This is a genomic window from Pseudomonas sp. JH-2 (genome assembly GCF_036231725.1).
GTDB lineage: Bacteria > Pseudomonadota > Gammaproteobacteria > Pseudomonadales > Pseudomonadaceae > Pseudomonas > Pseudomonas delhiensis.
The window spans coordinates 1-24,304 of the sequence record NZ_JAZAQP010000011.1 but is presented as its reverse complement, the minus strand read 5'-3'; the positions used below and the strand labels follow the sequence as shown (position 1 = coordinate 24,304).

Annotated in this window: 16 protein-coding genes and 3 pseudogenes; 10 read left to right on the top strand and 9 right to left on the bottom strand. The window is 67.6% G+C overall.

What is annotated here, in order from left to right; translation table 11 throughout:
* The 5 genes from VV867_RS10260 to pcaD all read left to right on the top strand — a co-directional run bounded on the left by VV867_RS10260 (nt 1) and on the right by pcaD (nt 4,428).
* Entirely contained in the window at nt 1-414 is a 414-nt protein-coding gene (locus tag VV867_RS10260; RefSeq protein WP_328566293.1) for a VOC family protein, read from the top strand.
* A 284-nt stretch (nt 415-698) separates the two neighbouring features.
* Nucleotides 699-1,547 (top strand): CoA transferase subunit A, encoded by an 849-nt coding sequence (locus tag VV867_RS10255; RefSeq protein ID WP_328566292.1) that lies wholly within the window; start codon nt 699-701, stop codon nt 1,545-1,547.
* A complete protein-coding gene (locus VV867_RS10250; protein WP_328566291.1) occupies nt 1,547-2,329 on the top strand; it encodes a CoA-transferase subunit beta in 783 nt (260 codons plus the stop codon). Before VV867_RS10255 ends, VV867_RS10250 begins: the two co-directional genes overlap by 1 nt.
* Nucleotides 2,326-3,531 carry a 3-oxoadipyl-CoA thiolase gene (gene pcaF, locus VV867_RS10245; protein ID WP_328566290.1) on the top strand — a complete coding sequence of 402 codons (1,206 nt, stop codon included), beginning with the start codon at nt 2,326-2,328 and terminating at the stop codon, nt 3,529-3,531. The genes VV867_RS10250 and pcaF overlap by 4 nt, the downstream gene beginning before the upstream one ends.
* A gap of 108 nt (nt 3,532-3,639) precedes the next feature.
* Nucleotides 3,640-4,428 carry a 3-oxoadipate enol-lactonase gene (gene pcaD / locus VV867_RS10240; RefSeq protein ID WP_328566289.1) on the top strand — a complete coding sequence of 263 codons (789 nt, stop codon included), beginning with the start codon at nt 3,640-3,642 and terminating at the stop codon, nt 4,426-4,428.
* Nucleotides 4,429-4,917: 489 nt separating this feature from the next.
* Here pcaD and VV867_RS10235 read toward each other — a convergent pair whose 3' ends face one another.
* The 3 genes from VV867_RS10235 to VV867_RS10225 all read right to left on the bottom strand — a co-directional run bounded on the left by VV867_RS10235 (nt 4,918) and on the right by VV867_RS10225 (nt 9,364).
* The gene (locus VV867_RS10235; protein WP_328566288.1) at nt 4,918-6,912 is read right to left on the bottom strand and encodes a TonB-dependent receptor; all 1,995 of its coding nucleotides are present in this window, start codon (nt 6,910-6,912) and stop codon (nt 4,918-4,920) included.
* 62 nt (nt 6,913-6,974) lie between these two features.
* Nucleotides 6,975-8,294, bottom strand: a complete 1,320-nt coding sequence (locus VV867_RS10230; RefSeq protein WP_328566287.1) for an MFS transporter — start codon at nt 8,292-8,294, stop codon at nt 6,975-6,977.
* A complete protein-coding gene (locus VV867_RS10225; protein ID WP_109935823.1) occupies nt 8,291-9,364 on the bottom strand; it encodes a class I SAM-dependent methyltransferase in 1,074 nt (357 codons plus the stop codon). Before VV867_RS10225 ends, VV867_RS10230 begins: the two co-directional genes overlap by 4 nt.
* A gap of 178 nt (nt 9,365-9,542) precedes the next feature.
* Here VV867_RS10225 and VV867_RS10220 point away from each other — a divergent pair, with 178 nt between their 5' ends.
* Nucleotides 9,543-10,514: an AraC family transcriptional regulator gene (locus tag VV867_RS10220; RefSeq protein ID WP_328566286.1), complete on the top strand. Its 972-nt coding sequence runs from the start codon at nt 9,543-9,545 to the stop codon at nt 10,512-10,514.
* 48 nt (nt 10,515-10,562) lie between these two features.
* Here the strand turns inward: VV867_RS10220 and VV867_RS10215 are convergent, their stop codons facing one another.
* The 6 genes and pseudogenes from VV867_RS10215 to pbpG form a co-directional block, all read right to left on the bottom strand.
* A complete protein-coding gene (locus tag VV867_RS10215; protein WP_328566285.1) occupies nt 10,563-12,515 on the bottom strand; it encodes an acetoacetate--CoA ligase in 1,953 nt (650 codons plus the stop codon).
* Between the two features lie 107 nt (nt 12,516-12,622).
* Nucleotides 12,623-13,393, bottom strand: a complete 771-nt coding sequence (locus VV867_RS10210) for a 3-hydroxybutyrate dehydrogenase (protein WP_328566284.1) — start codon at nt 13,391-13,393, stop codon at nt 12,623-12,625.
* A gap of 56 nt (nt 13,394-13,449) precedes the next feature.
* A complete protein-coding gene (locus VV867_RS10205; protein ID WP_328566283.1) occupies nt 13,450-14,841 on the bottom strand; it encodes a GntP family permease in 1,392 nt (463 codons plus the stop codon).
* Between the two features lie 73 nt (nt 14,842-14,914).
* Entirely contained in the window at nt 14,915-16,180 is a 1,266-nt protein-coding gene (locus VV867_RS10200) for an OprD family porin (RefSeq protein ID WP_328566282.1), read from the bottom strand.
* 238 nt (nt 16,181-16,418) lie between these two features.
* Nucleotides 16,419-17,901, bottom strand: a pseudogene (locus tag VV867_RS10195) (sigma-54 interaction domain-containing protein).
* 481 nt (nt 17,902-18,382) lie between these two features.
* A complete protein-coding gene (gene pbpG, locus VV867_RS10190) occupies nt 18,383-19,297 on the bottom strand; it encodes a D-alanyl-D-alanine endopeptidase (RefSeq protein WP_109935560.1) in 915 nt (304 codons plus the stop codon).
* A gap of 441 nt (nt 19,298-19,738) precedes the next feature.
* Here pbpG and VV867_RS10185 point away from each other — a divergent pair, with 441 nt between their 5' ends.
* From VV867_RS10185 to VV867_RS31160, 4 genes and pseudogenes are all read left to right on the top strand, one after another.
* Nucleotides 19,739-21,418 carry an AMP-binding protein gene (locus VV867_RS10185; protein WP_328566280.1) on the top strand — a complete coding sequence of 560 codons (1,680 nt, stop codon included), beginning with the start codon at nt 19,739-19,741 and terminating at the stop codon, nt 21,416-21,418.
* Between the two features lie 15 nt (nt 21,419-21,433).
* Complete coding sequence (locus tag VV867_RS10180) at nt 21,434-22,489, top strand: AraC family transcriptional regulator (protein WP_089394307.1); 1,056 nt, start codon at nt 21,434-21,436, stop codon at nt 22,487-22,489.
* 35 nt (nt 22,490-22,524) lie between these two features.
* Nucleotides 22,525-23,757, top strand: a pseudogene (locus VV867_RS10175) (cache domain-containing protein); the annotation flags it as partial.
* A 378-nt stretch (nt 23,758-24,135) separates the two neighbouring features.
* A pseudogene (locus tag VV867_RS31160) lies at nt 24,136-24,304 on the top strand (methyl-accepting chemotaxis protein); the annotation flags it as partial.

Below are 24,304 nucleotides of genomic sequence, written 5' to 3'. Positions count from 1 at the left end.
ATGAAAATCCAGGCCTACCTGATCTTCGACGGCAACTGCGAGGAAGCCTTCACCCGCTACGCCGAAGTGCTCGGCGGCAAGCTGCCGATGCTGATGCGCTTCAAGGACGCCCCGGACATGGGGCAGATTCCGCCGGATGCCGCCGACCGCGTGATGCACGTGCGCCTGGAGGTGGGCAACCAGGTGCTGATGGGCTCGGACAACTGCCCGCCGATGCCCTACGAGGGCACCAAGGGCGTGTCCGTTTCCCTGCAGGTGGACAGCAAGGCCGAGGCCAGGCGCATCTACGATGCCCTGAGCGAGGGCGGCCAGGTCACCATGGAACTGCAGCAGACCTTCTGGGCCGCCGCCTTCGCCATGTTCACCGACCGCTTCGGGGTGCCCTGGATGGTCAACTGCGAGCAGGATCGCTGACTGCGGATGCCCCGGGGACGTAGGGCGTATGACGCTCCGCGTCATACGCCGTTTGGCCTTGGTTTCAGGCAGCGCCGAATTCGACCTCGGCGCCACCGGTGATCGCGGTGAATCGGCGTACAACCGCGAACGGTTGTACGCCCTACGCCCAGGCATCCATGGCAGTAGAAGTGTTCGATAACCGCACCGATAGTCGATAATCGCATTGTTTGGTCCCGGTGGCCGGCGCTACTGTCTTGCCCATCGGCATCCCCGGATGCCCTGGACCCAAGACGAGACCGACAATGGCTGAACTCCTGACCCTCCGCGAAGCGGTCGAGCGTTTCGTGAACGACGGCGATACCGTCGCCCTCGAAGGCTTCACCCACCTGATCCCCACCGCCGCTTCCCACGAACTCATCCGCCAGGGCAAGAAAGACCTGCACCTGGTGCGCATGACCCCCGACCTGGTCTACGACCTGCTGATCGGCGCCGGCTGCGCACGCAAGCTGACCTTCTCCTGGGGCGGCAACCCCGGCGTCGGTTCGCTGCACCGCCTGCGCGACGCGGTGGAGAAGGGCTGGCCGCGGGCGCTGGAGATCGACGAGCACAGCCACGCCGACCTGGCCAACTCCTACGTGGCCGGCGCCTCCGGCCTGCCGTTCGCGGTGCTGCGCGCCTACGCCGGCTCCGACCTGCCGAAGGTCAACCCGAACATCAAGTTCATCGAGTGCCCCTTCACCGGCGAGCAACTGGCCGCCGTGCCCTCGGTGCGCCCGGACGTCACCGTGATCCACGCGCAGAAGGCCGACCGCAAGGGCAACGTGCTGCTGTGGGGCATCCTCGGCGTGCAGAAGGAAGCCGCCCTGGCCGCCAAGCGCTGCATCGTCACCGTGGAAGAGATCGTCGACGACCTGAACGCGCCGATGAACGCCTGCGTGCTGCCGACCTGGGCGCTCTCCGCCGTCTGCCACGTGCCCGGCGGCGCGCACCCGTCCTACGCCCACGGCTACTACGAGCGCGACAACCGCTTCTACCAGGCCTGGGATCCGATTGCCCGCGACCGCGAGAGCTTCACCGCCTGGATCGACACCTACATCCGCGGCACCAAGGATTTCAGCGAGTTCCAAGCCAAGATCGCGGAGGGCAAATGATGAGCGCCTACAGCACCAATGAAATGATGACCGTGGCCGCCGCCCGCCGCCTGAAGAACGGCGCGGTCTGCTTCGTCGGCATCGGCCTGCCGTCCAAGGCCGCCAACCTGGCGCGCCTGACCTCCTCGCCGGACGTGGTGCTGATCTACGAATCCGGCCCCATCGGCGCCAAGCCCAGCGTGCTGCCGCTGTCCATCGGCGACGGCGAACTGGCCGAGACCGCCGACACCGTGGTGCCCACCGGCGAAATCTTCCGCTACTGGCTGCAGGGCGGGCGCATCGACGTCGGCTTCCTCGGCGCCGCCCAGGTCGACCGTTTCGGCAACATCAACACCACCGTCATCGGCGACTACAACTCGCCGAAAGTGCGCCTGCCCGGCGCCGGCGGCGCCCCGGAAATCGCCGGTTCCGCCAAGGAAGTGCTGATCATCCTCAAGCAGTCGCACCGCACCTTCGTCGACAAGCTGGCCTTCATCACCTCGGTCGGCCATGGCGAGGGCGGCGACCACCGCCAGCAGCTCGGCCTGCCCGGCAGGGGCCCGGTGGCGATCATCACCGACCTGTGCATCATGGAACCGGAAGCCGGCACCCACGAATTCATCGTCACCGCCCTGCACCCGGGCGTGACCCGCGAGCAGGTGGTGGAGAACACCGGCTGGGCGATCCGCTTCGCCGAGCAGGTGGTCGAGACCGTGGCCCCCACCGAGGTGGAGCTGGAAGCCCTGCGCGCCCTCGAAGCCCGTACCGCCGCCGCCCATGGCCAGCAAGGGGGTGAGGAATGAGCCGCGAGGTCTTCATCTGCGACGCCGTGCGCACCCCGATCGGCCGCTTCGGCGGCGCGCTCTCGGCGGTGCGCGCCGACGACCTGGCCGCCGTGCCGGTCAAGGCCCTGGTCGAGCGCAACCCGCAGGTCGACTGGGCGCAGCTGGACGAGGTGTACCTCGGCTGCGCCAACCAGGCCGGCGAGGACAACCGCAACGTCGCGCGCATGGCGCTGCTGCTGGCCGGCCTGCCGGAAAGCGTCCCCGGCGTGACCCTCAACCGCCTCTGCGCCTCGGGCATGGACGCGGTGGGTACTGCCTTCCGCGCCATCGCCAGCGGCGAGGCCGAGCTGGTCATCGCCGGCGGCGTCGAGTCCATGTCCCGCGCGCCCTACGTGATGGGCAAGGCCGACAGCGCCTTCGGCCGCGGCCAGAAGATCGAGGACACCACCATCGGCTGGCGCTTCATCAACCCGCTGATGAAAGCCCAGTACGGCGTCGACGCCATGCCGCAGACCGCCGACAACGTCGCCGACGACTACAAGGTCTCGCGCGCCGACCAGGACGCCTTCGCCCTGCGCAGCCAGCAACTGGCCGGGCGCGCCCAGGCCGCCGGCTACTTCGCCGAGGAAATCGTCCCGGTGGTGATCAAGGGCCGCAAGGGCGAAACCGTCGTCGATACCGACGAGCACCCGCGCCCGGACACCACCCTGGAAGCCCTGGCCAAACTCAAGCCGGTCAACGGCCCGGACAAGACCGTCACCGCCGGCAACGCCTCGGGCGTCAACGACGGCTCGGTGGCGCTGATCCTGGCTTCCGCCGAGGCGGTGAAGAAGCACGGCCTGAAGCCCCGCGCCAAGGTGCTGGGCATGGCCAGCGCCGGCGTCGCCCCGCGGGTGATGGGCATCGGCCCGGTGCCGGCGGTGCGCAAGCTGCTGGAGCGCCTGAACCTGGCGGTGAGCGACTTCGACGTCATCGAACTGAACGAGGCCTTCGCCGCCCAGGGCCTGGCGGTCACCCGCGAGCTGGGCATCGCCGACGACGACGCGCGGGTCAACCCCAACGGCGGCGCCATAGCCCTCGGCCACCCGCTGGGCGCCAGCGGCGCACGCCTGGTCCTGACCGCCGTGCACCAGCTGGAGAAAAGCGGCGGCCAACGCGGCCTGTGCACCATGTGCGTGGGCGTGGGGCAGGGCGTGGCCCTGGCGGTCGAGCGCGTCTGAGGCTGTCTATTGGTTTCCCGCGAACGCGGGAAACCAGCGACTGAAGCTGCAATAATCCCGGCGCCCGCATTCCAGCGGGCGCCGCCCATGAATGAACGGGAGTTTCCGATGCCTACCGTCAAGCTCGCCGACGGCGACCTGAACTACCTCCTCGAAGGCCCGGCCGGCGCGCCGGTGCTGGTGCTGTCCAACTCCCTGGGCACCGACCTGCACATGTGGGACGCACAAGTGCCGGCCTTCACCCAACACTTCCAGCTGCTGCGCTACGACACCCGCGGCCACGGCGCCTCGCTGGTCAGCGCAGGCCCCTACAGCATCGAGCAGAACGGCCGCGATCTGCTGGCCCTGCTGGATGCCCTGGGCATCGCCAAGGCCAGCTTCTGCGGCCTGTCCATGGGCGGTCTGATCGGCCAATGGCTGGCCATCAACGCCCCCGGTCGCATCGAGCGCCTGGTGCTGTGCAACACCGCCGCGAAGATCGGCACCCCGGAAGTCTGGAACCCGCGCATCGACACCGTGCTCTCCGGCGGCGCCCAGGCCATGCGCGACCTGCGCGACGCCTCGATCTCGCGCTGGTTCACCGCCGACTTCGCCGAGGCCCAGCCGGCCAAGGTCGAGCCCATAGTGGCCATGCTGGCGCAGACTTCCCCCGAGGGCTACGCAGCCAACTGCGCCGCCGTGCGCGACGCCGACTTCCGCGAGCAACTGGGTGCCATCCGCGCACCGACGCTGATCGTCTGCGGCAGCGGCGACCCGGTGACCACCACCGAGCATGGCCGCTTCCTGCAGGAACATATCCAGGGCGCCGAACTGGTGGAATTCCACGCCGCGCACCTGTCCAACGTCCAGGCCGGCGAAGCCTTCAGCGACAAGGTGCTGGCCTTCCTGCGCGCTTGATGCGGCTCCGCTCCACGCTCTTGTAGGAACTGTCTTGCAGCCTGCGCCGAGATGCTCTTCGTAGGAGCGAGCTTGCTCGCGAACAAAAGCGGTGCCATGCGGTTCGCGAGCAAGCTCGCTCCTACAGGTTGCCGGAAGGCGTGGCATTTCCCTGTAGGAGCGGACTTTGTCCGCGATTGGATTCACCCGCCACGCCGGACACCCCGATGGCACGGCCAACGGCGGATAACCGCGAACGGTTATTCGCCCTACGGTCGATTGCCTCCGCCACGCGGAACCATCCGGTGGCACGGTCGTAGGAGCGGACTCCGTCCGCGATCGGGCTTTCAGGATGACACCGGACTTCCCGACAACGCCGGACGGCTCCCTCTCCCGCTTGCGGGAGAGGGCTGGGGAGAGGGCGCAGGGTCAACCCGAGGCACAGTTACTGCCGGGGAATGCCATTCGGGGCCATGGCGGTGGGTATCGCTCCATGTCCACCCATCCATCCTACAGGCGCCACGTCAGCCTCAGACCTGCTTCACGCGGCGGGCTGTAGACGGTGACGAAGCCGTTCTGGTAGCCCACCGCGTCGTAGCGCTGATCGGTGGCGTTGTCGGTATAGGCCGCGACTTCCCAGTTGCCGCGCTGGTATCCGGCCACCAGGTTCACCAGGGCATAACCATTGCGTTCATATTGGTTGGCCGCATCCAGGTAGACCTTGCTGCTGCCTGTCACGCTGGCTTGTGCGTACCAACCCTGCGGCGCGTCGTAGCGGATGCCGATGTGCCCGGTCAGATCCGGCGCGAACGGGTTGTGCTTGCCGTCGTAGTCGGCAGCACCATCCTGGAAGCGGTCGAAGCGCGTACGATTCCAGGCCAGCCCGCTCTTGAGCTGCCAGCCATCGCCGAGCAGGTAGTCCATATCCAGCTCGACGCCCTTGGACGTCGCCGTTGCGGCGCTGGTGATGTACATCATGCCGACGGTGGGCATCTGCATGACCTGCATGTCATCGATGTCCATGACATAGGCGGCCAGCGAATAACGAATGCGCTTGTCGAGAAGCCAGCCCTTGAGGCCGGTTTCATAGGACCAGTTCTTCTCCGGGTCGTAGGGCAGATAACCCATGGCGGGGGCCAGCACATTGAAGCCGCCTGTGCGCACGCCCCGGCTGGCACTCACATACCATTGGTGATTGGCGGTTATCTGGTATTGCAGTGCGAGTTTGGGCGATACGTGTGTCCAGCCTTTTTCCTGGCTTGTAGCCCCTCGCGGATGCAGTTCCACTTCATTGCGCTCGATACGTGCTCCGGTATCCAGGGACCAGTTGGCTGACAAGGGGAGATTCCAGTGGGTGAACAGGGCGGCGGTATCGCTCTCTTGATCTGCGCGGATGTCCGACAGTCCCATCATGGTCTTGCTGGTGCTGTGCAGATCGTTGTCGCTGTGATCGCCATAGACGCCAACCAGCCAACTGGACTCCCCAAGTTTTCCCTCCAGGCGGAACTCCTGGGATAGCGTGCGCAGATGATGATCGCGCCCGACGTGCAAGACGTCGGGCGGCATGAAGTCCGTGTCCTGCTGAATCCGGTCCTTGAAGTCGTTCCACGCCGTCACCGAATGCAAGCGCAGGCCCGAGGCGAATTCATGCTGGACATTGAAGGACAATGCCTGCCCCTCGGAGCGATTCCAGCTCGGCGTTCCGGAAGCGACCTGCGCTCTTGGCGCGCTGGGTGAGCCCCAGAGGGATGCGCCATCGTCATACGCCTGACGCGTATAGCGCATGACCACATCCGTCGAGGCCCCTGGCGTCCAGCGCAGCCCCATATTGAGGTTGTTCTGCTCGCGATCGTCCTCTTCGTGCCCCGTGTGGGTGTTGTCGATGAAGCCGTCCTGGCTCGACCAGTTGCCCGATACGCTGGCATATAACAGGTCGTCCACCAGCGGCTGGCTGAGCGCGAAGCGCATGACCCGCTTATCCCGGCTGCCTGCTTGCGCTGATACGCTGGCTTTGGGCGTGGCGTCCATCGGCAGGCTGTGGATGGCAATCACGCCGGCCTCGGCGTTGCGGCCATACAGGGTGGATTGCGGACCGCGAATGACCTCGATGCGATCCAGATCCAGCATGCCGTTCTCGAACCCCTGCGCCGTCAGCGTGGGAACGCCATCGACCAGCAGCAGAGTGGAGGTGGAGAAGCTGTTGAAGTTGGCCGTCAGCCCGCGCATGACAGGCGAGTTCATACCCGCTTGCCCGAACGGCTGGAATGACAGGCCGGGAATACGTCCTTCCAGTTGCTCGAGGCTGGTAATGCCGGACTGCTCCACATCCCGGCCATCGATCACCGCCACGCTGGCGGGCACTTCTTCCAGCGGTCGTTCCATTTTCTCCGCGGTGACGGTAATTGCCGGTAGGGCCTGGGGTTCTTCCTTGGCGTTGGTGGCATCCGCTGCGAATGCCGCCTGGGTATCAGGCGCAAAGGCGGAGATCAGAACGGAGGCCATCATGGCCCGCCGGCCAAGCGCCCTTGCACCTTTGCCCCTGCGAGGGATGGGGCCTCGTGGTCCCTTCATATGTGCTCCTTCGAGTTTTGCTTCAGTTCCGCTGTCGGTTGCCCGGTCACGTAGGGCTCAACGCCTGGTTCGTGGGCCTCTTCGGCCAATATCGACTGTGCCGAGCGCTCCACTTTTCCGCGTACCTGCCAGGCCAGGACGAAGGAGAACAGCACCCCCAGGGTCAACATGAGGAGCATGCCGGTGTAGCCCAGGCAGTCGAGCAGCACTCCCGCCGCGATCGGCACAGCCAGGCGCGAGACGGTGAATACCGTGGTTTGCAGGCCATAGTCCGAGGCGTTGCGCTGGCGCCGGGTGAAGAACATCGTCAGCCCGAACATCAGTGCCGAGACGGCTCCCATGCTGGCCGCCACGCCGATGGCGCTGGCGATCAGCCAGGTCGCCCCCAGTCCGGCCCAGACCGTGAGCGTCAATAGCGCAAGCGCGCACAGGGCCGCCAATAGGTACAGCGCGATGGCCCGTGCAGCGCCCAGTCTCGGCACCAGTTGCCCGCCGAGCAGACTGGACAGCGCGCCGGTCATGCTGCCGACGACACCGACGATGAGGGCCACGCGCTCCAGCGGCATGCCCATGTCGAGCATCAGCGGTTTGAGGTAGAGCCACACCGCGCCTATGCAGGGGAAACTGGTCAGCAGCAACAGCGTCCATTGCCGTGCTCCCGGCTGGCTGAAAAAGCCGGCCCAGTCCGCCTTCACGCTCGGGGCTGGCGCAACGCCAGAGGTTGTCTGCGCGGGCAATGCCGCCTTTACGCGCAGCGACAGGAAGGGCAAGGCACCGATCAGCAGACCTGCGCCCATCAGCCAGAAGGGTGCCCGCCAGCCCAGACGCGACTGCACCATGATCAGGATGCCGCCGCCGAGGATGGCAGCCAGGAACAGCGCGGCAGAACGGATGCTGCCGGCGCGCAACTGCTCACTGCGTGGCAGGCACTGCACCGCCAGCGCATTCAGTGGGATATCGGCCCAGGTGGCGGCAATGCTGATGGCGAAGGTCAGTGCAAACAGCATTACGCGATCGCCGATCAGGTCGTGCCGACCGATCAGCCAATACAGCGCCAACAGCAGCGCACAGAGCAGCAACAGCCAGTGCACGAAATGCCCGCGCCCCAGGCGTATGCGCTGTACAGGTAAGGCAAGCAGGAATTTGAAGATCGCCGGCAGCGCGGCAAGCTGGAACAATCCGATCTCGGTGCCGGTCCAGCCGTGCTGACGCATCACCAGCGGCATGCCGAACATCAGATAGATGCCGGGCACCGCCAACGTCAGGTTCATCCAGCCGAACAACAGCTGCAGGCCGAACAGCCCGGACCTGCTCATGGGCGGTCCTTCCCTTTGCGGGCAAGCAGAACGGCAACGGGGGCTACCGGAAAGCGGACGTCGTCCAGTTGCTCGACCCGGTCGAACCCTACCCGCTGCAGCTGTGTTGCCAACTGCCCAGCGTGCCACACGTGGCGCCCCTGCATGCGCATGTGCAGGTAATACTGCAGAACCGGCCTGGCCTGGCGCGCGGCGTCCGCGATCTCGGCATGGCAACAGACAAGCAGCCCGCCTGGACGCAGCGCCGTATACAGGCGGTTCAGGGTGGCCGGGACATCCGGCACGAAATGCAGCACCGACGAGCACCAGATCAGGTCGTAGCCGCTGCCGAAATCGTCCTGCGCCAGGTCACCGCCACATGCGGTCAAACGGCCGGAAAGGGCGGCATGCTCGATGTTCTGCTGCGCCACCGCCGCGACAGCCGGGTACTCGAACACCGCGCCGGACAGTTCCGGCTGCAGCTTCGCCAGCGCGATCGCCACCAGGCCGGGGCCGCCGCCCAGGTCCAGCATCCGCCGCGCCGTGGCGAATTCCGGCTGCTGGCCGAGGACCGCGCAGGCCACTTCGACCGTGATCGCCTGCTGCTCCTGGGCAATCTGCACCCGGGCCGCCTCGGCCCAGCCTTGTTGCTGCGCAACCGGGGCGGGCAAGGGTGGCGTGCGCTCGCACAGTTGATCGGGCAACTGCATGCCTGCCTGCCGTAGCACACGATGGCGATAGAGCAAGGCATCTCCGCAGTAACGGGGCGAGCCCGCATGCAGGTAGGGTTGCAGTTCAGTACGCGTGCGGTAGGTGGCCTCGCCGTTGGCCGTGTACTTGCGCTCGAGCACATCCAGGCTCCATAACAGCTCAAGGAAATAGCCGGCGTTGGCGGGCAACAGCGACAGGCGTTCGGCGAGTTGTTGCGTGCTGACGTAGTCGTCCAACTGCACGAACATTTTCGCCTCCAGGGCTGCCCGCAAGGCGTCGGCACCCAGGCCGGCCAGTTGCATGTCCCAGCAGGATTGCAGGACGTGGGGTCGGGCGAGAGGAGGAGGGGGCGTCAGGTTCTCGATGGGTTCAGGCGCCATGGCTAGCCCCTCTGCTCTGTGAATCGAAGGCATCGGTTTTCCTTTTCGGCTTTGTTCATGGGGAGGCAATGCTGGTCCCCGATGGAGCGATGCCTTAAATTAATGAGAATCATTGCTTTTTAGGTATGCGAGAGGCACGGATTTCTATGCGGAAGATCTGGAGGGGCGGAAGGAAGAGATGAGCGCACGCAAAAGCCGCTGTCGGCTGACACTGGAAGCCCCCCGCATCCGCAGCGTCCTGGCGGACGGCAAGACACGCCTGCAACTACCCGACGAAATCGGTAATTGCTTCCATGATTTTGTCGAACTGGAGCCAGGGCTGGGCCTGGGCAGGCTGCACTACCGCCCCGGCATTGCATTGACCGAGGAAACCCACGGGCCGCACGAGGGGCGGGTCATGGTCATTACCCTCGGCATGAAAGGTCGCTCCCGCTACGAAGGGCAAGACGCCACCCGCCTGGAATTTCAGAAGGGCTATACCACCGTCTCTTCATTCCAGGGCATAGCCGGCGAGAGGCGCTACGAGGCGGATGAAACCGTGTCGCAGCTGCGCGTGGTGGCGCATGAGTCCCTGGTCGGCAAGTACCTGGGGCCGCAGCGGGCCGCGGAAATCCTCGGCAGCCGGCAACTCAGCCGCCTGGCTTTCCGGGCCAGCACGCCGGCGGCGATGGCCCATGCCAATGCGCTGATCAGCCACCTGCTACCTTGCCGGAGTCAGCTCTCGCGGCTGGACCTGCACATCCACGCCCTCAGCCTGCTCAACGAACAGTTCAGCCTTCTGTTGCCGGAACATGGCGCCGCTTCGTCCCCGTTCTCACCGGCGGATATCGAGTGCATCGAGCGAGCGCGGCAGATGATGGACGAGCACCTCGACAAGCCGCTGACGCTCGATTACCTGGCCACCTCCGTGGGCATCAACAGGAACAAGCTCAAGGACGGCATGCTCTACCTGTACGATGCCACGCCGGCGGCACTGCTGCTGATGCTGCGCATGACCAGGGCTCTCAGCTTGCTGGAGACCGGCGAGCGGGTCTCCCAGGTCGCCTGGCAGGTGGGCTACGGATACGCCAACAATTTCACCGCTGCCTTCACCCGTTACTACGGCAAATCACCCAGGGCCCTGTTCGGTCGTCGGGTTGCAGACACCTGAGGCGGCCTTTGCGCGGTCCCGATCTGCAACCGGCAGGCATGGCCCGCCTTATGACTTCAGCGCTTCGAGGTCCCGGTACAGCTCCAGCGCCTGCGGGTTGGCCAGGGCGTCGGTGTTCTTCACCGGTCGGCCGTGCACCACGTTGCGCACCGCCAGCTCCACTATCTTGCCGCTGAGGGTGCGGGGGATGTCCGCCACCGCGATGATCTTCGCCGGCACGTGGCGTGGCGTGGTGTTGGCGCGGATGGTCCGGCGGATCTTTTCCTGCAGCGCTTCGTCCAGTTGCACGTCTTCGCGCAGGCGCACGAACAGCACCACGCGCACGTCGCCTTGCCAGTCCTGGCCGATGGCGATGGATTCCAGCACTTCGTCGACCTTTTCCACCTGGCGGTAGATTTCCGCCGTGCCGATGCGCACGCCGCCGGGGTTGAGCACGGCATCGGAGCGGCCGTGGATCACCAGGCCGCCGTGGGCGGTTTCCTCGGCGTAGTCGCCGTGGGCCCAGATGCCGGGGAAGGTGGCGAAGTAGGCGTCGTGGAACTTCTCGCCCCGCGGGTCGTTCCAGAAGCCCACCGGGATCGACGGGAAATGCCGGGTGCAGACCAGTTCGCCCTTGCCGCTGCGCAGGCGCTTGCCGTCGTCGTCCCAGACCTCCACCGCCATGCCCAGCCCCTTGCACTGCAGTTCGCCGCGCCACACCGGGGCCGTGGGGTTGCCCAGGGCGAAGCAGGAGACGATGTCGGTGCCGCCGGAGATGGACGACAGGCACAGGTCGGCCTTGATGTCGCGGTAGACGTAGTCGAAGCTCTCGTGGGCCAGCGGCGAGCCGGTGGAGAGCATAGTGCGCAGGCTATCCAGGTGGTGCGTCTGCGCCGGGCGCACGCCGGCCTTCTCCAGCGCCGCGATGTACTTGGCGCTGGTGCCGAAGACGTTGATGCCCTCGGCGTCGATCAGGTCGACCAGCCGCTCGGGGCCGGGGTGGAAGGGCGAGCCGTCGTAGAGCACCAGGCGGGCGCCCACCGCCAGGCCGGAGGCCAGCCAGTTCCACATCATCCAGCCGCAGGTGGTGTAGTAGAAGAGCACGTCGCCCGGGTGCAGGTCGGTGTGCAGCGCGTGCTCCTTCAGGTGCTGCAGCAGCACGCCGCCGGTGCCGTGGACGATGCACTTGGGCACGCCGGTGGTGCCGCTGGAGTAGAGGATGTACAGCGGGTGGGCGAAGGGCACCGGGGTGAACCCGGGTTCGCCGCCGCCCTGGTAGAAGTCGTCCCACAGGGTGACGCGTGCAGCGGATTTGCAATCCGTTGCACGCGCCTCTGGCCGGGCATAAGGCACCAGCACCAACTCTTGCAGCGACGGCAACTGCGCCAGTATCTCGTTGAGCTTGCCGGTCAGGTCCAGCACCTTGCCGGCGTAGCGGTAGCCGGCGCAGGCGATCAGCACCCTGGGCTCGATCTGGCCGAAGCGGTCGATCACCCCCTGGGTGCCGAAGTCCGGCGAACAGCTGGACCAGGTGGCGCCCAGGCTGGTGGCGGCGAGCATGCCGACGAGGGTCTGCCAGGTGTTGGGCATGAAGGCCGCCACGCGGTCGCCCATGCCCACCCCGGCGTCGCGCAGGGCACGCTGCAGGCCGGCGACCTGGGCGGCCAGCTCGGCGTAGCTGAGGCTTTCGCGGCTGCCGTCTTCGCCGATGGCCACCACCGCCGTGGCCCCGTCGCGGCGGCGCAGCAGGTGTTCGGCGAAGTTCAGGCTGGCGCCGGGGAACCAGCGCGCGTCGGGCATTTGCGGGCCTTCTTCGAGCACCGTGCGCGGCGGGCTGTGGAAGCGCACGTCGAAGTCGTCGACGATGGCCTGCCAGAAGGCCTCGCGGTGTTCGACGCTCCAGGCGTGCAGGGCAGGGTAGTCGGCCAGTTCCAGGCCATGGCGCTGGTTGACCTGGCGGCGGAAGGCATCCAGCCGGGTGGCGGCGATGCGTTCGGCGGAGGGGGTCCACAAGGGCTTCATCGGGGCGTCCGTCCATCCACTTCTTGTCCTGCCAGTGTGGCACGGGATTCCGGCGGCTTCAGCCCATCGATGAATGGGCGGGGGACGGGCCCCCGCCTGGCGCGGCGCTACTTCGCGACCCAGCCGCCGTCCATGTTCCAGGCGGCGCCACGCACCTGGGCGGCGGCCTCGCTGCACAGGAACAGGGCCAGCTCGCCCAGTTGGGCGGGGGTGACGAATTCCAGCGACGGCTGCTTTTCCGCCAGCAGGTCGTGGCGCGCCTGCTCGGGGCTGGCGCCGGCGGCTACGCGGGCGTCGATCTGCTGCTGCACCAGCGGCGTCAGTACCCAGCCGGGGCAGATGGCGTTGCAGGTGATGGGCGTGGTGGCGGTTTCCAGGGCGACGCTCTTGGTCAGGCCGACCACCCCGTGCTTGGCGGCGACGTAGGCGCTCTTGCCGGCGGAGGCCACCAGGCCGTGGGTGGAGGCGATGTTGAGGATGCGCCCCCAGCCGCGCCGGCGCATGCCCGGCAGCGCCAGGCGGGTGGTGTGGAACACCGCTGACAGGTTGATGGCGATGATGGCGTTCCAGCGTTCCACCGGGAAGTCTTCCACGGCCTCCACGTGCTGGATGCCGGCGTTGTTCACCAGGATGTCCAGGGCGCCGAACTCGCGTTCGACGTAGGCGATCATCTCGGCGATCTGCGCCGGGTCGGCCATGTCCGCCGGGTGGTGGCCGACGCGGGTGCCGTGGCGGCCCAGTTCGGCCAGTGCGCCGGCGATGTCGCCGAAGCCGTTGATCACCACCTGGGCGCCGGCCGCGGCCAGGCGCTCGGCGATGCCCAGGCCGATGCCGCTGGTGGCGCCGGTGACCAGCGCGATCTTGCCTTTGAGGTTCATGGGGTGTTTCTCCTGCCGGTGGCGGCCCGGAAAGGGCCGCCGGGTGATGCGTGGCGTCAGACGATGCCGGTTGCGTAGAAGGTAGCGATCACCACGAATACCGCCAGGGTCTTGATCAGGGTGATGGCGAAGATGTCCTTGTAGGCCTCGCGGTGGGTCAGCCCGGTGACCGCCAGCAGGGTGATGACCGCGCCGTTGTGCGGCAGCGTGTCCATCCCGCCGCTGGCCATGGCGGCGACGCGGTGCAGGACCTCCAGGGGGATGTTGGCGGCGTGGGCGGCGGCGATGAACTGCTCGGACATGGCCGCCAGGGCGATGCTCATGCCGCCGGAGGCCGAGCCGGTGATGCCGGCCAGCGCGGTGACGGTGATGGCCTCGTTGACCAGCGGGTCGGGGATGCGCTTGAGCGCGTCGGCCAGCACCAGGAAGCCCGGCAGCGAGGCGATGACCGCGCCGAAGCCGTATTCCGAGGCGGTGTTCATCGCCGCCAGCAGGGCGCCGGAGACCGCGGTCTTGCTGCCCTCGGCCAGGCGGCTGCGGATCACCCGGTAGCTGCTGGCCAGCACCAACAGGATGCCCAGCAGCAGCGCCGCCTGCACCGCCCAGATGCCGGTGAGCTTGCTCACGTCGCTGGCCACCGGCGCGGCCATGCCGGCCAGCTGCAGGCTGTGGGTCTTGCCGTAGAGCTGCGGAATCCAGTGGGTGAACAGCAGGTTGGCCACGCCCACCAGCACCAGCGGCGACAGCGCCAGCAGTGGGTTGGGCAGGGCGATGTCGCTGGCGGTCTCCGGCTCGTTGCGCAGCTCGCGGCCATAGCCTTCGCCGGCGGCGTGGGCGCGGTTGGCCTGGCGGCGCAGGAACAGCATGCCCACGGCGAACACGAACAGGCTGCCGATCAGCCCCAGCCAGGGCGCCGCCCAGCCGTTGGTGCCGAAGAAGGCGGTGGGGATGATGTTCTGGATCTGCGGGGTGCCGGGCAGGGCGTCCATGGTGAAGCTGAAGGCGCCCAGGGCGATGGTCGCAGGGATCAGCCGCTTGGGGATGTCGCTCTGGCGGAACATCTCGGCGGCGAAGGGGTAGACCGCGAACACCACCACGAACAGCGACACGCCGCCGTAGGTGAGCAGCGCGCACACCAGCACGATGACCAGCATGGCCTGGCGGGTGCCGAGCAGGCGGATGGCGGCCGCGACTATGGAGCGCGAGAAGCCCGACAGCTCGATGAGCTTGCCGAACACGGCGCCGAGCAGGAACACCGGGAAGTAGAGTTTGACGAAGCCGACCATCTTCTCCATGAACACGCCGGTGAAGGCCGGCGCCACCGCGGACGGGTCGGTGAAGAGCACGGCGAGCAGCGCCGCGATGGGGGCGAAGAGGATGACGCTGTAGCCGCGGTAGGCGGCGAGCATCAGCAGGGCTAGGGCGGCGAGGGCGATGACCACGCTCATGGGCAGTTCTCCTGGAGCCGCGCGGCGCATCGGCCGCGCTTGGTTCTTGTCGTGACGAGGGAAAGGCCGGCGCTTACCAGAGCGGCAGCACGTAGCTGAGGATCAGCCGGTTCTCGTCCAGGTCGTTGCCGAAATGGCTGGAACGCACGGTAGCGTTGCGCCATTTGACGCCGAAGTTCTTCAGCGGGCCGCTCTGCACCACGTAGCCGATGTCGGTGTTGCGCTCCCATTCCTTGCCTTCGGGCCTGCCGGCGCCCAGCTCGATGTCGTCGCCGGACAGGTAGCGCGTCATGAAGGTCAGGCCGGGCACGCCGAGGGCGGCGAAGTCGTAGTCGTAGCGTAGCTGCCAGGACTTCTCGTCGCGGTTGGCGAAGTCGCCGATCTGCACGAAGTTGACCAGGAAGGCGTCGGTGCCGCCGATGTAGGCGAAGCCGGTGTCGCCGTGCATCGCCTGGTAGCCGGCGCCGAAGGCGTGGCCGCCGAGGCTGTAGGTGAGCATGGCGCCGAACGCGCGGTTGTCGACGTTGCTGTGGCCGTCGTCCTTGGAGCGGGCGAAGCGCAGGTCGGTCTTAAGCGCCTGGCCCTCGGCGATGGGCAGCACGTGCAGCAGGTTGACGATGTGCTGGTCGTACAGGCCGTCGAGCCTGGCGTAGTTGTAGCCGGTGGTCAGCTGCGGCGTCCATTTGTAGCTCAGGCCGGCGAAGTCGAAGCGGTCGCTGCTGGCGCTGGCGGTGATGCCGCGGGCGTTGCCGGTGGTGAGGGTCATGTCCTCGCTGTCGGAGGAGTCGCGCTGGCTGACCTGGCGCAGGCGGCCGCCGTCGAAGGTCAGGCCGGCGAACTCGGTGGAATTCAGGTGCGCGCCCTGGAAGGTCTGCGGCAGCAGGCGCGAGTCGTTGGCCAGCACCGTCGGCAGCTTGGGCAGCAGGGTGCCGACCTTGAGCACACTGTGGGAGGCGCGCAGCTTGGCGGTCAGGCCCAGTTCGCTGTAGTCGTCCTGGGCGCCGTGGAGCTTCTCGCGGTCGCGCGGCAGCAGGCCGGAGCCGGCGCGCCCGGGACTGGAGTCGAGCTTGACGCCGAGCAGGCCGATGGCGTCGACGCCCACGCCGATGGTGCCCTCGGTGAAGCCGGATTCGTAGCGCAGCAGGAAGCCCTGCGCCCATTCCTCCTGTTTCGACTGGGGCGCGGCATCCTGGCGGAAGTCACGGTTGAAGTAGAAGTTGCGCAGTTCCAGGCTGGCCTTGCCGTCGGCCAGGAAGTCGGCCTGGGCGGGCAGGGTGATACCGAGGGAGGTGCCCAGGGTGGCGAGGGCGGCGGCATGCTTGAGCGGGGTGCTGCTCATGGTCGGAAGTACTCCTGGCGTGGCGCGGCGGCGAACCGGGGCGGGCCGTGGGCCCCGTGGATGGCGTTCGTGCGCGACACGTTGGTTGTTGTTATGTCGGCGTGCGGCGGGTAGCCGCGCAAGCCGGATAGCGAGAACCGTGCCAGGTAGTTAACTTGCTGATTTAAAAGGAATTTATTTGATATTTACATGCCCGCGCGATGAGTTCTGTCTCTATTCGTGGACAAAACCCTCTTCGTCATGACTGGAGACGCAGGAAAACCGCTGTTGTCTCTAAATGGAGAAAAGTCTCTGTTTCAGGACGGAAGGCCCAGGGCGGCCATCTTCTTGTACAGCGTCGAACGGCCCAGCCCCAGGCGCCGCGCGGCCGCCTCGACGTTGCCGGCGTGTTCGGCCAGCACGTTGCCAATCAGCTCGCGCTCGAAGGCCGCCCGGGCCGAGTGGAAGTCCTGCCCCTCGGCCAGGCTGGCGCGGCTGCCGCCCGCCGGCGCAGGTGGGGCCTGCAACGGGCCCAGGGCCGCATGCAGGGCCTGGGCGTCCAGCTGCGTGCGGTCGTTGAGCAGCACGCTGCGCTCCAGCAGGTTGCGCAGCTCGCGCACGTTGCCGGGCCAGGCGTGGCGGCGCAGCAGGTCGAGGGCGTCGGCGCCCAGTTCGTAGAGCGCGTGCTTGTCCTCGCGCAGGTCGTCGAGGATCGCCTCGCACAGCGCCGGCAGGTCTTCCAGGCGCTCGCGCAGCGGCGGGATGACGATCGGCACCACGTTGATGCGGTAGTACAGGTCGGCGCGGAAGCGGCCCTCGCGCACGGCCTTGTCCAGGTCGATGGAGGTGGCCGCGATCAGCCGCACGTCGCTGCGCAGCACCTCGTTGGAGCCCACCGGCTCGAATTCCTTCTCCTGCAGCACGCGCAGCAGCTTGCTCTGCAGCGGCAGGGGCATGTCGCCGATCTCGTCGAGGAACAGGGTGCCGCCCTGGGCGATCTGCAGCTTGCCCGGCCGCCCCTTGCGGTCGGCGCCGGTGAAGGCGCCCGGCGCGGTGCCGAAGAACTCCGCCTCCAGCAGGGTTTCCGGGATGGCCGCGGCGTTGATGCTGACGAAGGCCTTGCCGGCCCGCGCCGAGGCGCTGTGGATGGCGTGGGCGAGCAGCTCCTTGCCGGTGCCGGTCTCGCCCAGCAGCAACACCGGCGCCTCGCTGGCCGCGGCCCGGCGGGCGCGGCGCTTGACCTCCAGGCTGGCGCTGCCGTTGCCGATGAAGTGCGCCAGGCTGTACTTGGCCTGGCGCGCCTGCAGCAGCGAGCGGGTGGAGGCCAGCTCCTGGCGCATGCGCTGGTAGCGCGTGAGCAGCGGCGACAGCGAGCGCAGCTCGTCGAACAGGGCGAAGCCGATGGCGCCGATGACCTGCCCGGCGTCGTCGCGGATCGGCATGCGCATCACCACCAGCGGGTCGCGCGGCATGTCGAGGATGTCCAGCAGCATCGGCCGGCCGCTGCGCACCACCTCGCGCATCAGGCTGCCGGGGATCACGCTCTCCACCGGGCGGCCGATGGCCTGCTCGGCCCCGTCCAGGCCGAAGCGCTGGGCGTAGCGCTGGTTGATCCAGACGATGCGCGCGTCGCGGTCGACGATCACGGTGCCCTCGCTGAACTGCTCGAAGATCTCGAACAGCGAGCGGATCGCCAACTGGCGGACGCTCTGGTAGTCCGTGAGGGAGTAGGTGTCGTGCATGGGCGGCCTGGTGCTTGGGGGCTTTGAGCGGGCACTGTACCGGGATGTGCTGGGTGGGTCAGTAGGGAAGGGCGGAGTATGGGTTGGGCTCTGGTGTGGCAGGGGAGTCCGCAACCCTCTCCCCAGCCCTCTCCCTGAAGGGAGAGGGGGCTAGTCCGTGCCGAGAGAAGGAATGGTTTCAGCCGGAAACCTCCGGCGTTGCCGGCTAACGCCATGACAGCAAACCCTGCCCAACGGTCCCCTCTCCCTTCAGGGAGAGGGTTAGGGAGAGGGCGCTCTCAGCCTTGGCACCGAAGTGCCGGGAAACCCCGTTCGCGAGCAAGCTCGCTCCTACACCAAGCCAATCCGTGCCTGCGCTCCTCAGTGATTGCCGGCTGACTCATGAGCATCCAAGCACACCGAACAGTCCCCTCTCCCTTCAGGGAGAGGGTTAGGGAGAGGGGCTCTCAACTCCGGACACCCAAGCCCCCGGGAAACACCATCACTCCGCCGCCTGCATCCCCTGCGTCTGCTTCGCCTGCTTGTAGCGCAGCGCCACCGCCGGCACCGGCGAGGCCTTGCCGGTTTCCACCCAGCGGCGGATGCGCGCGGCGTCGGCCACGTGGGTGCGCTTGCCGAAGGCGTCGAGCAGCGCCAGGGCCACCGGGCGGCCGTTCATCACCGTGACCATCACCAGGCAGTGCCCGGCCTGGTTGGTGAAGCCGGTCTTGGTCAGGCGGATGTCCCACTTGCCGGCGCGCACCAGCGGGTTGGTGTTGAAGAAGCTCAGCGCGTAGCTGGGGTGGGTGAAGCGCGCGTCCTTGGTCGCGGTGGTGCTCAGCTCGCGGATCAGCGGGTACTGGTAGGCGGCCTTGACCAGGCGGATCAGGTCGTGGGCGGTGGAGGTGTTCTCGATCGACAGGCCGGTGGGCTCCACGTAGTGGGTGTGCAGCATGCCCAGGGACTTCGCCTTGGCGTTCATCGCCTTGACGAAGGCCACGCTGCCGCCCGGGTAGTGGTGGGCCAGGCTGGCGGCGGCGCGGTTCTCCGAGGACATCAGCGCCAGCAGCAGCATCTGCCGGCGGTCGATGCGGCTGCCCAGGTGCACGCGGGAGAACACGCCCTTCATCTCGGCGGTCTCGGAAATGTCCACGTCGATCTGCTCGTCCAGCGGCAGCTTGGCGTCGAGCACCACCATGGCGGTCATCAGCTTGGTCACCGAGGCGATCGGGCGGACCACCTCGGGGTTGCTGGAATAGACCACCTTGTCGGAATTCAGGTCCACCACCAGGGCGCTGCCGGAGGCCAGGACCAGTTGGCCGGGGGTGACTTCCGCCTTGCTGGCGGCGAGGGAGGGCAGGGCGAGGGCGGCAGTGCAGGCGAAGAGCAGGCCGAGGATCGAACGACGAGTGTTCATGGATGTGATTCGCACAAGTGGGAGGGTCTACATCCGTGTAGGCAATTTCCCAGAATTCTAATCCATGACCGGTGACCGCGCATCAGCCCGACGGCGGCCCGGGGGAAAGAATTTCAAGGGCTTGCGCGTACAAGTGCGTGTATCACTTTGAAAGCGCAACGGCGGGAATGAGAAAGTGTCTCGCCAAGTGTTGCGAAATGCGAATGCGCAGCCCGGGTGTCGGCTGTCGGAATATTCCAAGTGTCTGATTCACAAGGCGTTCGACTTCTGTGGCATGAAGCTTGACTGGCTAAGCTGTAGAGAACGGGGCGGAATGCGGACTTGCGTTTACCTTTACGTTAACGTAAAGATGGTCCGCGAGCCGTCGACCGGCCGGTCATGCCCATGCCTGTGGGCCCGGCCGCGAGCCCAGTCCCAGAACAAGCACAACAAGGGAACGCCATGAACCACCCGAGCTACACCCGTGGCCGCCAGGACAAGCCGCTGCTGGCCATGACCATAGGCGCTGCCTTCGACGACACCGCCAGCCGTTTCGCCGACCGCGAGGCGCTGGTGGTGCGGCACCAGAACCTGCGCTACACCTGGGCCGAGCTGGCCGCGGCGGTCGATGCCACAGCCCGCGCCTTCCTCGCCCTGGGCCTGCGCCAGGGCGACCGCCTGGGCATCTGGGCGCCGAACTGCGCGCAGTGGTGCATCACCCAGTTCGCCAGCGCCAAGGTCGGCGCCGTGCTGGTCAACATCAACCCGGCCTACCGCGCCAACGAGCTGGAATATGCGCTGAAGCAGTCCGGCTGCCGCTGGCTGGTGTGCGCCGACGCCTTCAAGACCTCCGACTACCACGGCATGCTCGCCGAGCTGCTGCCGGAGCTGCGCGACTGCCGCCCGGGCGAGTTGAACAGCGCGCGCCTGCCGGAGCTGAGCGGGGTGATCAGCCTGGCCGCCCAGGCCCCCGCCGGCTTCCTGCGCTGGGACCAGCTGGAGGGTATCGGCGCCGCCGTCTCCGCCGAGGAACTGGCCCAGCGCCAGGCGCTGCTGCAGTTCGACGAGCCGATCAACATCCAGTACACCTCCGGCACCACCGGCTTCCCCAAGGGCGCCACCCTCAGCCACTACAACATCCTCAACAACGGCCTGATGGTCGGCGAAAGCATCGGCCTCACCGAGCACGACCGCCTGGTGATCCCGGTGCCGCTGTACCACTGCTTCGGCATGGTGATGGGCAACCTCGGCTGCCTCACCCACGGTTCCACCATGATCTACCCGGCGCCCAGCTTCGAGCCCGAGGCCACCCTGGCCGCGGTGTCGGAGGAACGCGCCACCGCGCTCTACGGCGTGCCCACCATGTTCATCGCCGAGCTGGACCACCCGCGCCGCGCGGAATTCGACCTGTCCAGCCTGCGCACCGGGATCATGGCCGGCGCCACCTGCCCGATCGAGGTGATGCGCCGGGTCATCAGCGAAATGCACATGGCGCAGGTGCAGATCGCCTACGGCATGACCGAGACCAGCCCGGTGTCGCTGCAGACCGGCCCGGACGACGAGCTGGAAATCCGCGTGACCACCGTCGGCCGCACCCAGCCGCACCTGGAGAGCAAGATCATCGACGGCGACGGCCGCATCGTCCCGCGCGGCACCATCGGCGAGCTGTGCACCCGCGGCTACAGCGTCATGCTCGGCTACTGGAACAACCCCCAGGCCACGGCCGAGGCCATCAGCCCGGCGCGCTGGATGCTCACCGGCGACCTGGCGGTGATGGACGAGGCGGGCAACGTGCGCATCGTCGGGCGCAGCAAGGACATGATCATCCGCGGCGGCGAGAACATCTACCCGCGGGAGATCGAGGAATTCCTCTACACCCACCACGCGGTGGCCGACGCCCAGGTGATCGGCATCCCCGACGAGAAGTACGGCGAGGAACTGGTGGCCTGGGTCAAGTTCCACCCCGGCCACGGCGTCGACGAGGAGGAGCTGCGGGCCTTCTGCAAGGCGCGCATCGCCCACTTCAAGGTGCCGCGCTACTTCCGCTTCTGCGACGACTTCCCGATGACGGTGACCGGCAAGATCCAGAAGTTCCGCATGCGCGAGATCAGCATCGAGGAACTGCGCAGGGGCAATGGCTGACGAGCGCGAGGCGGCATGCCGGTAGAAAAGGGCACCATCTCCATCCGCCTGGTCAACGAGGCCCTGGCCGAACCCGTCCGCCAGGGCCTCGACGCGTCCGCGCTGCTGGCCGCGGCGGGCATCGCTGCCGAGCTGCCCGGCAAGCCCTACGCGCGGGTGCCCATCCAGGCCTACTCGCGGCTCTGGCTGCGCCTGGCGCGGCAGCTGGACGACGAGTTCTTCGCCATGAACCCCCGGCGCATGAAGTCCGGCAGCTTCAACTTCATGGCCCGCACCGCCATCCACGAGGCGAGCCTCGAGGCGGCGCTGGAACGCGCGCTGGCCTTCCTCGGCCTGGTGCTGGACGGCCTGCAGCCGCGCCTGGTCAGCCAGGACGGGGTGGCGGCGATCCAGCTCGACGAGGGTGCGGCGCCGCCGCAGCGGGCCTTCTGCTACTTCACCCTGTACCTGATGGTCCACGGCCTGGCCTGCTGGCTGGTGGGCCGGCGCATCCCCATCCTCGCCCTCGACCTGCGCTGCCCGCAGCCGGACTACATCGAGGACTACCGGGTGATGTTCAGCGACAACCTGCGCTTCGCCCGCCGCCAGACGCGCCTGCTGTTCAACGCCGAGGCGCTGGCCCTGCCGGTGCGCCGTGACGAGCGCGAGCTGCGCCGCTTCCTCGCCGGCGCCCCGGCGAACATCCTGGTGCGCTACCGCGACCCGCAGAGCCTGGCCGCGCGCATCAAGGCCTACCTGCGCAGCCAGCGCTGCGAGCGCTGGCCGGACCTGGAAGCCCTGGGCAGCCACTTCTACATGGCCTCGTCCACCCTGCGCCGCAAGCTGGCCGCCGAGGGCCAGTCGTACCAGGCGCTGAAGGACCAGCTGCGCCGCGACCTGGCCATCGCCCGGCTGGACGCCGGCGAGGGCAACTTCGCCGAACTGGCCGAGGCGCTCGGCTTCGCCGACACCAGCGCCTTCTACAAGGCCTTCCGCAAGTGGACCGGCTCCACCCCCGGCCAGTACCGCGCGCTGATGCAGCAGGAAAACGACTGGCCCGACGCCTCCAGAAATTCCCCGCCAGGCCGATAGCCTGGGGCACTCCCACGTTCCAAGGACTCCCACCCATGTTCCTGACGCGCCTTTCGATCCAGTGGAAGATCACCCTGCTGGCCGGCCTCTGCCTGTTGTGCACCGTGGCGTTGCTGGTCGGCAGCTCGCTGTACCGCATGAACCACAACCTGCAGCTGGTGAAGACGGCCAACGCGCAGATGCTCGAGGACGCGGCCCAGGCGCGCATGCAGGCGCGGGCCGAGCAGCAGGCGGAGACCATCCAGCGCTTCTTCACCGACGTCTACCACTTCGGTGACCAGTTCAGTCGCCAGGTCGCCCAGTTGCGCGCGCAGAGCGCCGGGCATGGCGTGGATGCGCAGGTGCTGCGCGAGGACCTGGTGAAGCTGGTGCACGATGGGCTGAAGTCCAACCCGACGCTGCTCAGCCTCTACGTGGTGTTCGAACCCGACGCCCTGGACGGCCAGGACGCCCGTTTCGCCGGCCAGCAGGCCCTGGGCAGCAGCGAGAAGGGCCGCTTCGGCGCCTACTGGGCGCAGAAGGCCAGCGGCGACAGCAGCCTGGCGGTGACCGAGGCGATGATCGCCGACACCACCGCGATGCTCGACGGCTCGCCCTTCAACACCTGGTACCAGTGCCCGAAACAGAACCTCAGGCCCTGCGTGCTCAACCCGTATTTCGACGACGCCTCGGGCCAGCGCGTGCTGATGACCACCGTGGTGTTCCCGCTGCTGGAGAACGGCAAGCTGCTGGCGGTGGTGGGTGCCGACATCAGCCTCAGCCGCCTGCAGCAACTGGCGCTGGATGGCGACCGTGACCTCTACGCCGGCCAGGGCAGCATCCGCGTCCTCAGCCCGGCCGGGCTGCTGGCCGGCGACAGCCAGGACGCCAACCAGCTCGGCCAGCCGCTGGCCAAGTCCGTGGCCAACGCCGCCGAGATCCTCGGCGTGCAGGCCGCCGGCGCGCCCCGGGCGCTGATGGGCGAGGACCGGCTGCAGGTGGTCGAGCCGCTGCAGGCCATTCCGGATTCGAAGAACTGGGGCGTGCTGCTGGAAGTGCCGCGCCAGGTGCTGCTGGAGCCGTCGCTGAAGCTGCAGGGCGAGCTGGACGCGCGCAACCTCAGCGGCGCGCTCTGGGAAACCGCCTTCGGCGTCGGCCTGGCGCTGGTGGTGCTGCTGTTGCTGTGGCTGACCGCCCGCGGCGTGACCCGCCCGATCCTCGGCGTGGCCGGCATGCTGCGCGACATCGCCAGCGGCGAGGGCGACCTGACCCAACGCCTGAAGTACCAGGGTCAGGACGAATTGGGCGAGCTGGCCGGCTGGTTCAACCGCTTCCTCGACAAGCTGCAGCCGATCATCCGCGACGTGAAGGCCTCGGTGCAGGACGCCCGCGCCACCGCCGACCAGTCCGCCGCGCTGTCCACCCAGACCAGCGCCGGGATGCAGCAGCAGTTCCGCGAGATCGAGCAGGTGGCCACCGCCTCCCAGGAAATGAGCGCCACCGCCCACGACGTGGCCAACAGCGCCGCGCAAGCCGCCGATGCCGCCCGCGGCGCCGACGGCGCCACCCAGGACGGCCTGGCGGTGATCGACCAGACCACCCGCGCCATCGACGAACTGGCCCGCGACATGAGCCAGGCGATGATCCAGGTCGAGGGCCTGGCGGCCAGCAGCGAGCAGATCGGCTCGGTGCTGGAGGTGATCCGCGCCATCGCCGAGCAGACCAACCTGCTGGCGCTCAACGCCGCCATCGAGGCGGCCCGCGCCGGCGACGCCGGGCGCGGCTTCGCGGTGGTGGCCGACGAAGTGCGCAACCTGGCCAAGCGCACCCAGGACT